Source organism: Pseudomonas sp. P5_152 (assembly GCF_033989915.1).
GTDB lineage: Bacteria > Pseudomonadota > Gammaproteobacteria > Pseudomonadales > Pseudomonadaceae > Aquipseudomonas.
The window spans coordinates 4,721,152-4,735,646 of record NZ_JASFAH010000002.1; the positions used below are offsets into that span (position 1 = coordinate 4,721,152).

The following is a 14,495-nucleotide window of genomic DNA, read 5'->3' on the forward strand; positions in this document are numbered from 1 at the left end:
GGTCTGAACCATGAGCTTGATCAATATCGGGATGTCGGGTCTGAATGCGAGCCAGGCGGCGTTGGCCACGGTCGGCAATAACATTGCCAACGCCAACGCTGCGGGCTACTCGCGTCAACAACTCATCCAGACTAGTGCAGGCTCGCAGCAGGTCGGTGGCGTGTTCATCGGGACCGGCACCACCCTGGCCGATGTGCGCCGGGTGTACAACGCCTACATCGATGCGCAGTTGCAGACCACCACCTCGCTCAATGGTGACGCCCAGGCCTATCTCGATCAGATCGGTGCGGTCGACAAGTTGCTGTCGGACAAAAACACCGGGGTTTCGGCCGCCCTCGGCAGCTTCTTCGCCTCGCTGCAGACCGCAGCCGGCGCCCCCGGCGACATGTCGGCGCGGCAACTGCTGCTGACCAATGCGCAGACCCTGAGCAATCGCTTCAATGCGATCTCCAGCCAGCTCACGCAGCAGAATGACGGCATCAACAGCCAGTTGACCACCCTGGCCTCGATGGTCAACCAGCACACCGCAACCATTGCCTCGCTCAACCAGCAGATCACCCAGGCAAGCACTTCCGGCAGCACCCCGAACAACCTGCTGGATGCGCGCAACGAAGCGGTGCGTTCGTTGAACGAGCTGGTGGGGGTCAAGGTGCAGGAGCACGACGGGGTCTACGACATCTCGCTGGGCACCGGCCAGACGCTGGTCACGGGCAACACCGCCAACACTTTGTCGGCGGTCCCGGGCAAGACTGACAAAAGCCAGTACAGCCTGCAGATCGACTACCCGCAATCGAGCATCGAGGTGACCTCGGTTGTCACGGGCGGCAAGATGGGCGGTCTGCTCCGCTATCGCAACGACGTGCTGGCGCCGGCCATCAACGACCTGGGGCGCACCGCGCTGGTGGTCTCCGATGCGTTCAACAAACAACTGGGCCAGGGCCTGGATGCCAATGGCGAGTTCGGTTCGTCGTTGTTCAACAATATCAACAGCCCGCAGGCCATCAGCCAGCGCAGCCTGGCCACCACCGGTAACAGCGCCGGTTCCGGCAACCTGGACGTGACCATTGGCGACAGCAGCGCGTTGACCGCGTATGACTATCAAGTGACGTTCACCAGCGACAAGAACTACAGCGTCAAGCGTTCCGACGGCACCACCCTGGGACCGTTCGACGTCACCAAGACTCCACCGGACATGATTGATGGCTTCACCCTCAAGCTCAACGGTGGTGGGCTGAGTGCCGGTGACAGCTTCAAGGTCAGCCCGACCCGCTCCGGCGCCAGCGACCTCAGCGTGCAGTTGAAAGATCCCAACAAACTGGCGTTCGCCGGGCCGTTGCTCGCGGACAAAGGCAGCTCCAACTCCGGCACGGGCGCCTTGAGCAGCCCGAACCTGTCATCGATGCTGGATATCTACGGCGGCGCCGAGCTGGGCCAGTTGCAGAGCCAGATCGAAGGCGCGATGCCGGTGCGCATCGCCTTCGACGAAGCCAAGGACGGGACCCAGACCTATCGCGTGCTGAACGAGGCGGGCGCCGAAATCGGCAAGGGCAGCATTGTGCCGGGCCAGGACAACAAGCTGACGATCAACGTGCCGGTACTCGATGCGGCCGGCAATCCTGTGAAGAACGCCGATGGCACGGCCAAGACCGTTGGTTTCAATACCACGGTCAGCGGCTCGCCGGGCAAGGGTGACAGCTTCGATATCAAGTTCAACCAGGACGGCAAGGCGGACAACCGCAACGCCAATGAAATGCTCGCCCTGCAGACCAAGGCCACCGTTGGCGTCGGGGGCGGCAATGCCGGCGTCAGTATGGGGCAGGCCTACAGCCAGTTGGTCTCCACGGTCGGGGGCAAGGCCAGCCAGGCCAGCGTCGACGGCACGGCCAACAATGCTGCGCTGGCCTACGCCAAGTCCAGCCGCAGTTCGGTTTCGCAGGTCAACCTGGATGAAGAAGCCAGCGACCTGATCAAGTTCCAGCAGTACTACACCGCGTCGTCGCAGATCATCAAGGTCGCGCAGGACACGTTCTCGACACTGATCAACAGTCTTTAAGGGAGTCCTTGACGATGCGTATTTCTACCGCTCAGTTCTTTGAGACCAGCACGGCCAAGTACCAGAACAACTTCACCTCAGTGGTCAAGACCCAGGAGCAGATCGACTCCGGTGTGCGGATCCAGACCGCCGCGGATGATCCTGTCGGGGCTGGCCGCTTGCTGCAATTGCAGCAGCAGAAAGACATGCTGCTGCAGTACGCCGGCAACATGAACAGCATCAAGTCGTCGCTGACTAACCAGGAAAGCGTGCTCGACAGCATCAACACGGCCTTGCAGAAAGTCAGCGAGTTGGCCTTGCAGTCGGGTGGCGGGGTTATCAGCGACGCGGACCGCAAGTCGATCGCCGACGAGCTGGGCAATATCGAAGAACAAGTGTTCAGCCTGCTCAACAGCAAGGACGAGTCGGGCAACTATATGTTCTCCGGCTCCAAGACCGACGTCCCGCCTTATGTGCGCAACAACGACGGCACCTACACCTACCAGGGTGACGATACCCAGCTCAACCTGCAGGTCTCGGACACCCTGAGCCTGGCGGCCAGCAACACCGCCAAGAGCATCATGGAAGGGTCGGTGAATACCGGTCGCACCCAGGCGGTCCTGCAGCCACCGTCGGTCAACGATGGCAAGGTTGCGGTCTCCGATGGCCTGATCAGCTCCAACCAGACCTACAACAAGAGTTTCGCCGAAGGCCAGCCGTACACGCTGGAGTTCACCAGCAGCACCCAGTACATCCTCAAGGACGCGACCGGCAAGGATGTGACTGCAGAAGTGCCGGGCAATGGCCAATTCGACTCGACGAAGGAGGGCGCCCACAGCGTCAACCTGCGCGGGGTGAAGTTCGACATCAACCTGAACCTGGCGGACGTGCCCGCGGCCGACCTGGATGCGGCGGTCAAGGGTCACGTGTTCACCCTGCAAGCCAAGCCGGACAGCTTCAATGCCTCCCGCAGCCCCGGTAACCCGTCGACGGCCCAGGTCACCGGCGCCACCGTGACCGATGCCAAGGCCTACGGCGACAGCTTTCCGGGCAATGGTGCGGTGATCAAGTTCACCAGCGATACCGAGTACGAGGTCTATGCCCAGCCGTTGAGTGCCAACAGCAAGTCCATTGGCAAGGGCAGCCTGAACGCCGCTGGCGACTCGCTGACGGCGGTGGGGGTCAAGTTCGATCTCAGTGGTGCGGTGAAGTCCGGCGATCAGTTCGTGGTCGGCGCCAACAACCATCAGACCCAGAGCGCGCTGGACACCATCAGCCAGTTGCGCCAGGCCCTGGCAACCCCGAGCGATGGCGACCTGGTTGCCCAGCAGAAGCAGAAGAATGCGATCAACTCGGCCATCGGCAACCTGCAGAACGCCAGTGCCGGGATCGACAACGCCCGCGGCTCCATCGGTGCACGCCTGAAGGCGATCGACATCCAGGCCGGCGAAAACGTCAGCATGGGCCTGGCCAACGACTCGACCATGGCCGCCATTGGCAACACCGACATGGCCAGCGCCTCGATTGAGCTGAGCTTCCAGAAAGCCATGCTCGAAGCTTCCCAGCTGGCCTTTGTGAAAATCTCCCAGTTGAGCCTGTTCAACAAGCTTTGATCCCCGCCTGAATGCCGGCCCACCCTGATTTCGGGAGTGGGCCGGTGCTGCTTGAATTCCGCGCTTTTTGCCGCCTCATCCCCACCTGTTTGCCGGCGTTCGCCTGGCTAACGCGCTGCGCGCGGTTTTTTGCGTGGCGGATTGTTTTGGTCAATGCACACAAAATAGAGTGACCTATGAGTCATAAAGCGCATCTTCACTGTATCGTGTGAAAAGGGTGGGATGGGTGCCCGCTGTTCGCTGGGTTTATTTTGATGATTTTGGCACCCGTGTCTGGCGCAGTTTTGTCGGCCAAACCCCTTTGTTATCAGTGCCTCTCGATCCTGCGAGCGGTGATCTCCAGTTATTCTGTTTTGGGAAGCCACAATGATTGGCATAAAAAGCATCGCCAGTTACGTGCCAGTGAGCGGGCTTGATAACTACGCTCAGGGCGCGAAATTCGCCAAGGATGAAGAGTTCATTTTGGGCAAGATTGGCTCGGCCTTTCTGCCGCGCATGGATGCCGGCCAGGAAACCTCCGATCTGTGCGTGGAGGCTGCCAATGCGTTGTTCGCCAACAACCCGCAACTGGACCGTCAAGCCATCGACGTGCTGATTGTGGTCACGCAGAACGGCGACGAAGAAGGTTTGCCCCACACCTCGGCCATCGTCCAGGACAAGCTGGGCCTGTCGACCCGGGTTGCCGCGTTCGACGTCTCCCTGGGCTGTTCCGGCTACGTGTATGGCCTGTACGCGATCAAGGGCTTCATGGAGGCGGCGGGCTTGAAGAACGGCCTGCTGATCACCGCTGATCCCTACTCGAAGATCGTCGACCCGGAAGACCGCAACACCACCATGCTGTTCGGCGACGCGGCCACCGCCACCTGGATGGGCGAAGACGCTGCCTGGCAACTGGGCAAGGCCAAGTTCGGCACCGACGGTTCCGGCGCGCCGCACCTGAAGGTCAGCGACGGCGTGTTCTACATGAACGGTCGCCAGGTGTTCAACTTCGCCTTGCTCAAGGTCCCGGCGCACTTGCACGAACTGCTGGATGACTCGGGCCTCAAGTCCGAAGACATCGACGCCTTCTGCATCCACCAGGGTAGCGCGGCGATTGTCGATGCCGTGGCGCGGCGTTTCGAAGGCGAGCCGGAGAAGTTCATCAAGGACATGGTCGAGACCGGCAACACCGTGTCGTCGAGCATCCCGCTGCTGCTGGAAAAACACATGCTCGACTCCACCTGGAAGCGTGTGGCGATCAGTGGTTTTGGCGTAGGCCTGTCGTGGGGCTCGGCGATTATCCACCGCCCGTGACCCGCTAGCGCCCGCTAAAAAAACGCCCATGGCCGAGAGGTCATGGGCGTTTTTTATTGCCTGGGGTTTACCGCTGTCGAGGCCCGCCTCAATGCCAGGTATGACTCGTGCCAGGCGGCCTAAGGCCTTGAAACATTGGGGGGTGGCACGTTGCTAGTAAAAAATTTGAAAAAAGCCCTCAAGCAACCTGCATTGACGACGATAACTATTACGAAGGTTCTCTAGGCCACACCCGGCGGTTGCCAGGGCCGGAAGCCGCAGTATCCAACTCACGAGGATTTCGTCATGGCAATGTCCGTAAACACCAACATCACTTCTCTGGGCGTCCAGAAGAACCTGAACAAAGCTTCCGACGCTTTGAGCCAGTCGATGAACCGTCTGTCTTCCGGCCTGAAAATCAACAGCGCCAAAGACGACGCCGCTGGCATGCAGATCGCCAACCGTCTGAACAATCAGGTCAAAGGCCTGAACGTTGCGATCGCCAACGCCAACAACGGTGTTTCCATCGCCCAGACCGCTGAAGGCGCGATGCAAGAATCCACCAACACCCTGCAACGTCTGCGTGAGCTGGCCCTGCAAGCAGCGAACGGTGATAAAAGCGACGCTGACCGTGTTTCCCTGCAACAAGAGTTCACCGCTAAAGTGGGTGAGCTGAACCGTATCGCCAGCACCACCACCTTCGGTGGTCGTAACCTGCTGGACGGTTCGTTCCAGAACATTCAGTTCCAGATCGGCGCCAGCGCCAACGAAACCATTTCCTTCGGTATGACTGACATCGGTTCTACCGCGCTGAAAGGCAACTACAGAGAAGCCTCTGTAGATGGCACTGCAATGGAAGGCCTGGCGGCTACTGCTACCGGTACCAACATTGGTGGGATGAAAGCTTCCGTGACTGGTGGTACGCCTCCGGCGGGGTCTACTGCGGGCGATAAAATCAGCATCAATGGTGTTGAAATTACACTGAAAGCGACTGCTGATGCTGCGGCTGCTGGTGCGTCTGCTGCAACAGAGATCAATAAGCTAACGGCAAAAACCGGTGTAACAGCTACAGCGGCTGCCGACGGCAAGCTGACCCTAACTTCGAAATCTGACTTTACTGTTGAGGAAGCCGGTGGCACCGCATTGGCGTCGATTGGCTTGGTTGTCGCAGATGCTACGGCGCCAGTTGAAGCTGAAGCTATCGATAAAGATACCGTTCTGGGTACTGCCGGCAGTATCACTGTCAATGGTACCGCTGTGACTTGGGACGATACTAAAAAAATCTCCGAAGTTCTGGACCTGGTTAAAGCACAAGCAGGGACCGGTGCCACCGCAGAATTCACCGACGGTCGTGTTGTTCTGACTTCCGGCGACGGCAAGGACATCAAGCTGGCCAACACCGCCAGCGGTTCGCTGTCGCAGTTGGGTCTGTCCGCTGGGACCTCCCAGGCGAAGCTCAAGGAAGACACTTCGATCGACGTGAACGGCGTTGAAGTCAAGTTCAAGAAAGGTGATACCACCGACTCGATCGTGGCGTCGATCAACAGCGCAAGCACCGGTGTACAAGCCAGCAAAAACGCTGACGGCACCTTGAACCTGTTCGCCGACAAAGACATCACCATCAAGGATGGCAGCGCCGGTACTGGCTTGAAGGCGCTGGGTCTGAAAGATGTTTCCGATGCTGGCACCAAAACCGCCGTGACCATGGAAACCACCGTTTCTGACCTGAGCATCCTGAGCGCCGCTTCTTCCCAGCAGGCCATCCAGGCTCTGGATGACGCCATGCAGCAGATCGACAGCCAGCGTTCGCAGTTGGGTGCGGTGCAAAACCGTTTCGCCAGCACCGTGGCCAACCTGCAGAGCATTTCGCAGAACTCCTCGGCTGCCAAAGGCCGTGTAGAAGACGCTGACTTCGCTTCCGAAGCTGCTGAACTGACCAAGCAACAAACCCTGCAACAGGCTTCCACTGCAATCCTGTCCCAGGCCAACCAACTGCCATCCGCTGTACTGAAGCTGCTTCAGTAATCTCGGCTAGCGGTTGATCAACGGAAGGGCGCGTATTCGTGCCCTTCCGTTTTTTCAGTTTTGAGGTGATGACATGGACATGAGCGTCAAGCTGAACACGTCTTATCCAGCTAACGTAGCCCAGGCTTCAGGTGTTTCCGTGACGCAGGCCAAGCCTGTTGCGCCGGCTGATACGCCGGCTGCTGAAGAGCCGCAGCGCGTGGCGCTGGAAAAAGCAGTAACCGATATGCGTGAGTTTGTGCAAGCTTCCCAGCGTAACCTGGATTTTTCCATCGATGACTCCACCGGCCAGGTGGTCGTCAAGGTAATCGCCACCGACAGTGGTGAAGTGATTCGACAGCTGCCATCGGAGACCGCGCTGAAGTTGGCGCAGAATTTGAACGATGCCAGCAGCCTGCTGTTCCAGACTCAGGCTTGAGCTGGCACGAAATGTGTTTCTGACTGCTGCTCAGGGGTGTGTACGCCAATAAAGCGGCAGATGCAGGACAAGGAGATAGTGTAAATGGCGAGTTCAACGATTTCCGGCCCGGGTTCGGGCTACGACACGCAAGCAATCGTCAAGGCTTTGGTGGGGGCTGAAAAAGCGCCCAAGCAAACCCAGATCACCGATCAGCAAAAAGACACGACCATTAAGCTGTCGGCTGTCGGCACGGTGAAGACGGCATTGGAGACCTACCAGTCGGCGATCACCAAGTTGAACAACGTGGCCTCCTTCAATGGCCTGGCCGCCACTACCTCCGAAGAGAAAAACGTCAAGGTCACGCTGGGTGATGGCGCGTCCAGCGGAAAATATACCCTGGTGGTGGATGAGCTGGCGACGTCCTCGAAAGTCACCAGCAAAGTGATTGCAGATGGTGCGTCGGGCAAAGCTAACTCCAGCGATGAAGACCAGACCTTGACCATTACCCAGTCGGGTAAAAGTTATGACGTATTGGTTCCCGGTGGAGCGACCCTGAAAGAGGTGCGCGAATCGATCAATACCCAATTGTCTGCCCAAGGCATCAGCGCCAACGTATTGAGTGATGCTAACGGTGCACGCTTGGTTATCGGCTCCACCACCAGTGGTGTCGGTACCGATATAACCCTCAGCGGCGATTCAGAGCTGGCGGCGGGTTACGATGCCGGCCAGCCTGCGCAAAACGCCAAGTACTCCATCGACGGTATTGCCATGGAGTCCACCAGCAACAAAGTGACGTCCGCTATCAGTGGCGTGACCTTGGATCTGCTGGCTGCCGACGACAAAAAGCCGGTGACCATCACTGTTGCCAGCAACACCGACACTCTGAAGACCTCGGTGCAGTCATTCGTTACCGCTTACAACGCGCTGATGACCGCCATCAACGCCCAGACCAAGGTCACTGCGACCGGCGATGCCTCCACTACCACCGCGGGCGCATTGACCGGCGATGCGTCGATGCGACAGCTGGTGACCAGCCTGCGCTCCGAACTGGTCAACGGTTCGGGGGCCGGCAGCATGACCAGCCTGGCCCAGATGGGCATCACCACTGACCAGAAAACCGGTTTGCTGAGCCTGGACGACAAAGCGTGGGACAAGGCTGTAGTCAAGGGGGCAGGGGACATCGCCAAGATGTTCACCGGTGACACCGGTTTGATTTCTCGCATGAACAAAGCGACCTCTAGCTATGTGGGTTCCACTGGCACGCTGGCCACTCGTGCGACGGACCTCAATACCAAGTTGACCGACCTGACCACCCAGCAGGCTGAACTGGACCGGCGCATGGAGGCCTTGCAGAAGTCCTTGTCCGCCAAGTACACGGCCATGGACACCATGATCGCCCAGATCAACGCCAGCAGCTCCAGCATCATGACCACCCTCAACTCGCTGAACAATCCAAAGTCGAGCTGATAAACGGTGCGCCGAGGGCCCTCGAAAAGGGTCCGGGCAACCGGTCGTGGATTAAAGTTTTTGTCGACACAGTCGAAAAGCTGATTAGAGCAAACCTATTCGCCTGTGGCCTGTACCGAGGTAGCAACATGAATCCTATGAAAGCCCTGCGTGCGTACCAGAAAGTCAATTCTCACGCGCAGATCTCCGAAGCCAGCCCGCACCGTCTGGTGCAGATGCTGATGGAAGGCGGCCTTGATCGCATGGCGCAGGCCAAAGGTGCATTGAGCCGGGGTGATATTGCCCAGAAGGGGTTGATGCTGGGCAAGGCGATTGAAATTATCTCCGGTCTGCGAGATGGCTTGGAGCCAGAGAAGGCCGAGGATCCAGCTGCGGTGCAACGCCTGGATGCTTTGTATGCGTACATGGGTAACCGCTTGGTAGAGGCCAACGGTACCAATGATGTCGAGATGATCGACGAAGTCGCCCGCCTGCTGATCACCCTGAAAAGCGGCTGGGACGCGATCGCCTCACAAGAGCTAGCGCAATAGGCCCGTGGGCCTGAGGATGATGTCATGAGCCAAGCCCTGCAACGCATCGAGCAAACCCGCGAGGCCCTGGTCGAGGCGCTGGCTGAGCGCAACTGGGAGGCCATCGGCGAGCTCGACGTCGCCTGCCGCACCTGTGTCGACGATGTGCTCAGTGAGGTGCCGGTGGATGAGCAGGCGCTGCGCGAGAACCTGCAGAGCCTGCTGGTGGTCTACAAGCGGCTGCTGGACGTGGCGATGGACGAGCGTCAGGCGATAGTCAACGAGATGGCTCAGATCAGGCAAGCGAAGGGTGCGGCAAAGGTTTACCATCTGTTCGGTTGACGCTTTGGTTAATCAGCTTGTCCGGGTATATGCGCCATAAATTTGACTATGCACGGTTTTTTGACTTAACTAGTGGCTGTTTGCAGATTTCAGACGTCTATCAGGCTTAACGTGCCTGCAGGCGTCTAGCTTGCCTTTTTCTTTCGGGCACTGAGTTGACTAGGGAAGTTGCTATTGCATGTGGCGTGAAACCAAAATTCTGCTGATTGATGACGATAGCGTCCGCCGCCGCGACCTGGCGGTGATTTTAAATTTTCTCGGTGAAGAAAACTTACCCTGCGCAAGCTATGACTGGCAGCAGGCTGTCGGCTCTTTATCGTCTAGTCGTGAAGTCATCTGTGTCCTGATCGGGACGGTCAATGCACCTGGTTCGTTGTCGGCTCTGTTAAAGACACTCGCAACCTGGGATGAGTTCCTTCCCGTTTTGCTGATGGGCGATAATTGTGCCCAGGATCTGCCCGACGACCAGCGTCGCCGGGTGTTGTCGACCCTGGAAATGCCCCCCAGCTACAGCAAATTGCTCGATTCGCTGCACCGTGCCCAGGTCTATCGCGAGATGTACGACCAGGCCCGCGAGCGCGGTCGCCATCGTGAACCCAATCTGTTCCGCAGCCTCGTCGGCACCAGCCGGGCGATCCAGCACGTGCGCCAGATGATGCAGCAAGTGGCCGACACCGACGCCAGCGTACTGATCCTCGGCGAGTCGGGCACTGGCAAGGAAGTGGTTGCGCGCAACCTGCACTATCACTCCAAGCGCCGTGACGCGCCGTTCGTGCCGGTCAACTGTGGCGCGATCCCGGCCGAGTTGCTGGAAAGCGAATTGTTCGGCCATGAGAAGGGCGCCTTTACTGGCGCGATCACCAGCCGTGCCGGGCGTTTTGAGCTGGCCAACGGCGGCACCCTGTTCCTCGACGAGATCGGCGACATGCCGCTGCCGATGCAGGTCAAGCTGCTGCGGGTATTGCAGGAGCGCACCTTCGAACGCGTGGGCAGCAACAAGACCCAGAGCGTCGACGTGCGGATCATTGCCGCGACCCACAAGAACCTCGAAAGCATGATTGAGGTCGGCAGCTTCCGCGAAGACCTGTACTACCGCTTGAACGTGTTCCCGATCGAAATGGCACCGCTGCGTGAGCGCGTCGAAGATATCCCGTTGCTGATGAACGAGCTGATCTCGCGCATGGAGCACGAAAAACGCGGTTCGATCCGCTTCAACTCGGCGGCGATCATGTCGCTGTGTCGCCACGGCTGGCCGGGCAACGTCCGCGAGCTGGCCAACCTGGTGGAGCGCATGGCGATCATGCACCCGTACGGGGTGATCGGCGTGGTCGAGCTGCCGAAGAAATTCCGCTACGTCGACGACGAAGACGAACAACTGGTCGACAGCCTGCGCAGTGACCTCGAAGAGCGGGTGGCCATCAACGGCCATACCCCGGACTTCACCGCCAATGCCTTGTTGCCGCCTGAAGGCCTGGACCTCAAGGACTACCTCGGTGGCCTGGAGCAGGGCTTGATCCAGCAGGCCCTGGATGATGCCAACGGCATCGTCGCCCGTGCGGCCGAGCGCCTGCGCATTCGCCGTACCACCCTGGTGGAGAAGATGCGCAAGTACGGCATGAGCCGGCGCGAAGGCGACGAACAGGCGGACGATTGACGCCTGTTTTTCAAGCCCTTGAATAATGGGCGGTTTTTTTTAGGCACGGGTATTGCTACATCCCTCGCAACGTTCCGTTTAACTGACGGTCAGCCAAGCGAGAGTGCACGATGCCCCACGCCGCCCAGATGTCTCCAGCCCCCGATGCGCCCGGCGTAGAGCCGGCCAACCGGCCTGGCCTTGAGCAGGCGTTCGCCCTGTTCAATCAGATGTCGAGCCAACTTACTGACTCCTACAGCCGTCTCGAAGCCCGGGTCTGTGAACTCAAGGGTGAGCTGGAAGTGGTCAGTGCCCAGCGCCTGCAAGAGCTGGCGGAAAAAGAACGCTTGGCCAATCGCCTGCAGAACCTGCTCGACCTGTTGCCGGGTGGTGTCATCGTCATCGACGCCCAGGGCATCGTCAGCGATGCCAACCCGGCGGCATGCGAACTGCTGGGGCTGCCGCTGCAAGGTGAGCTGTGGCGCCAGGTCATCGGTCGCTGCTTTGCGCCCCGTGAAGACGACGGTCATGAAATTTCCCTGAAGGATGGTCGGCGCCTGTCGATTGCCACCCGTTCGCTGGATGCCGAGCCGGGGCAGTTGGTGCTGCTCAACGACCTCACCGAAACCCGCCACCTGCAGGATCAACTGGCGCGCCACGAGCGCCTGTCGTCCCTGGGGCGGATGGTCGCGTCCCTGGCCCATCAGATCCGCACGCCCTTGTCCGCGGCCTTGCTCTACGCCAGTCACCTGACTGAGCAGGCGTTGCCGGTGGCGACCCAACAGCGATTTGCCGGACGCCTGAAGGAGCGCCTGCACGAGCTTGAGCATCAGGTGCGCGACATGCTGGTGTTCGCCCGTGGCGAGTTGCCGCTGACCGATCGGGTCAGCCCCAGGCTGCTGCTGCAATCGCTGCAAGCGGCGGCGCAGACCCATGTCCAGGACGTGCCGATCCGTTGGCAGTGCGATGCCCATGCCGGTGAGTTGTTGTGCAACCGCGACACCCTGGTGGGGGCGCTGCTGAACCTGATTGAAAACGCGATCCAGGCCAGTGCCGGCGCAGTGCGCCTGAAAGTGCACCTGTATGCCCGGCAGAACACCTTGCGCCTGTGCGTCAGTGACAGCGGTGCCGGGATCGAGGCCGCGGTGCTGGAGCGCCTGGGCGAACCTTTTTTCACCACCAAGACCAACGGCACTGGCCTGGGCCTGACCGTGGTCAAGGCGGTGGCACGGGCCCATCAGGGACACTTGCAACTGCGCTCGCGCCCGGGCCGTGGCACCTGCGCGGTGCTTGAGCTGCCGTTGTTTGGCAGCGCGCAGGAAACGGAGTGAGGTCAATGCTAATCAAGGTTCTGCTGGTTGAAGACGATCGTGCGTTGCGCGAAGCGCTGGCCGATACGCTGCTGCTGGCCGGTCACGACTACCGTGCCGTCGGTAGCGCCGAAGAGGCGCTGGAGGTGGCGGCGCGGGAGCCGTTCAACCTGGTGGTCAGCGACGTCAACATGCCCGGCATGGACGGTCATCAGTTGTTGAGTCTGTTGCGGGTGCGCCATCCCCAGTTACCGGTGTTGCTGATGACGGCCCATGGGGCGGTGGAGCGCGCAGTGGATGCGATGCGCCAGGGTGCGGCGGACTATCTGGTCAAGCCGTTCGAGCCCAAGGCCCTGCTGGATCTGGTGGCACGCCATGCCCAGGGGTGCCTGGGCGGTGGCGAAGGCGAAGGGCCGGTGGCGTTCGAACCGGCCAGTGCCCAGTTGCTGGAACTGGCGGCACGGGTGGCGCGCAGTGATTCGACGGTATTGATTTCCGGTGAGTCGGGCACCGGCAAGGAAGTGCTGGCGCGCTACATCCATCAGCATTCGCGGCGTGCCAGCCAACCGTTCATTGCGATCAACTGCGCGGCGATCCCGGACAACATGCTTGAGGCCACGCTGTTCGGTCATGAGAAGGGCGCCTTCACCGGGGCGATTGCCGCCCAGGCGGGCAAGTTCGAGCAAGCGGATGGCGGCACCATCCTGCTCGACGAGATTTCCGAAATGCCCCTGGGACTGCAGGCCAAGCTGCTGCGGGTGCTGCAGGAGCGTGAAGTCGAGCGGGTCGGCGCGCGCAAGTCGATCGTGCTGGATATCCGAGTGGTAGCCACCACCAACCGCGACCTGGCTGGGGAGGTGGCGGCGGGGCGGTTTCGCGAAGACTTGTACTATCGGCTGTCGGTATTCCCCCTGGCCTGGCGTCCGCTGCGCGAACGCACTGCCGATATTCTGCCGCTGGCCGAGCGCCTGCTGGCCAAGCACGTCAATAAAATGCACCACGCGGCTGCGCGGTTATCGCCACAGGCCCAGGCCTGTCTGGTGGGGTATCCGTGGCCGGGTAACGTGCGCGAACTGGACAACGCGATCCAGCGTGCGCTGATCCTGCAGCAGGGCGGGGTCATCGAGCCGCAGGACTTCTGCTTGTCGGGACCAGTGGCCTGCGCACCGCTGCCGAGCCTGGCGCCAAAGGCCCAGGCTCCGCGCGCGGTGGAGGTCGAGACTGCGCCCGGCGAGTCGGCCGGCGCCCTGGGTGACGACCTGCGTCGCCGGGAATTCCAGATGATCATCGACACCCTGCGCGCCGAACGCGGTCGCCGCAAGGAAGCCGCCGAACGCCTGGGCATCAGCCCCCGCACCCTGCGTTACAAACTGGCGCAAATGCGCGATGCCGGGATGGACGTGGAAGGACACCTGTTCGCCACCTGAGCAATGCTTGCTCGGCAATTGTTGCGGGGGGCTTTTATCAGTGGGCCCGGGCGGAGCTGGCACCCTTGTTGCTAACACCAGTCTATCCGCCGAATGAGCGTCAAAAAATTGCGGGTCGTCAGAGAGAGCAGTCATGAGCCAAGGAATTGAATTTAACCGGTTGATGCTGGACATGCGCGCCATGCAAATGGACGCCATGGCCGCACCCAAGGCCGTTGCCGCGCCGCAGGAAGCCGGCAGCAGCTTTGCCGACATGCTGGGCCAGGCCGTGAACAAGGTCAACGACACCCAACAGGCGTCGACCCAGCTGTCCACCGCGTTCGAAATCGGCAAAAGCGGAGTCGACCTGACCGACGTGATGATCGCCAAGGAAAAAGCCGGCGTCTCCTTCCAGGCACTGACCCAGGTGCGCAACAAGCTGGTTCAGGCTTACCAAGACATCATGCAGATGCCGGTTTAAGGACA

The 14,495-nt window shown here is 60.3% G+C and carries 12 protein-coding genes; all 12 read left to right on the plus strand.

What is annotated here, in order from left to right:
* Positions 1-10 precede the first annotated feature (10 nt).
* A complete protein-coding gene (flgK, locus tag QMK50_RS21395) occupies positions 11-2,053 on the plus strand; it encodes a flagellar hook-associated protein FlgK (protein ID WP_320333898.1) in 2,043 nt (680 codons plus the stop codon).
* 14 nt (positions 2,054-2,067) lie between these two features.
* Positions 2,068-3,645: a flagellar hook-associated protein 3 gene (locus QMK50_RS21400; protein WP_095169997.1), complete on the plus strand. Its 1,578-nt coding sequence runs from the start codon at positions 2,068-2,070 to the stop codon at positions 3,643-3,645.
* 366 nt (positions 3,646-4,011) lie between these two features.
* Entirely contained in the window at positions 4,012-4,938 is a 927-nt protein-coding gene (locus QMK50_RS21405; RefSeq protein WP_095169996.1) for a ketoacyl-ACP synthase III, read from the plus strand.
* Between the two features lie 285 nt (positions 4,939-5,223).
* Positions 5,224-6,942, plus strand: a complete 1,719-nt coding sequence (locus QMK50_RS21410; RefSeq protein WP_320333899.1) for a flagellin — start codon at positions 5,224-5,226, stop codon at positions 6,940-6,942.
* Between the two features lie 73 nt (positions 6,943-7,015).
* A complete protein-coding gene (locus tag QMK50_RS21415; RefSeq protein ID WP_095169994.1) occupies positions 7,016-7,360 on the plus strand; it encodes a flagellar protein FlaG in 345 nt (114 codons plus the stop codon).
* An 84-nt stretch (positions 7,361-7,444) separates the two neighbouring features.
* A complete protein-coding gene (gene fliD, locus QMK50_RS21420; protein ID WP_320333900.1) occupies positions 7,445-8,809 on the plus strand; it encodes a flagellar filament capping protein FliD in 1,365 nt (454 codons plus the stop codon).
* 128 nt (positions 8,810-8,937) lie between these two features.
* Positions 8,938-9,339, plus strand: coding sequence for a flagellar export chaperone FliS (gene fliS / locus QMK50_RS21425; RefSeq protein ID WP_320333901.1), 402 nt, complete (start codon positions 8,938-8,940; stop codon positions 9,337-9,339).
* A 24-nt stretch (positions 9,340-9,363) separates the two neighbouring features.
* Positions 9,364-9,660: a flagellar protein FliT gene (gene fliT, locus QMK50_RS21430; protein WP_159994382.1), complete on the plus strand. Its 297-nt coding sequence runs from the start codon at positions 9,364-9,366 to the stop codon at positions 9,658-9,660.
* A 178-nt stretch (positions 9,661-9,838) separates the two neighbouring features.
* Positions 9,839-11,314: a sigma-54 dependent transcriptional regulator gene (locus tag QMK50_RS21435; protein ID WP_095169990.1), complete on the plus strand. Its 1,476-nt coding sequence runs from the start codon at positions 9,839-9,841 to the stop codon at positions 11,312-11,314.
* Between the two features lie 128 nt (positions 11,315-11,442).
* Positions 11,443-12,624: a sensor histidine kinase gene (locus QMK50_RS21440; protein ID WP_320334535.1), complete on the plus strand. Its 1,182-nt coding sequence runs from the start codon at positions 11,443-11,445 to the stop codon at positions 12,622-12,624.
* A 5-nt stretch (positions 12,625-12,629) separates the two neighbouring features.
* The gene (locus tag QMK50_RS21445; RefSeq protein ID WP_320333902.1) at positions 12,630-14,030 is read left to right on the plus strand and encodes a sigma-54 dependent transcriptional regulator; all 1,401 of its coding nucleotides are present in this window, start codon (positions 12,630-12,632) and stop codon (positions 14,028-14,030) included.
* A 133-nt stretch (positions 14,031-14,163) separates the two neighbouring features.
* Positions 14,164-14,490, plus strand: a complete 327-nt coding sequence (fliE, locus tag QMK50_RS21450) for a flagellar hook-basal body complex protein FliE (RefSeq protein WP_095169987.1) — start codon at positions 14,164-14,166, stop codon at positions 14,488-14,490.
* Positions 14,491-14,495 lie beyond the last annotated feature (5 nt).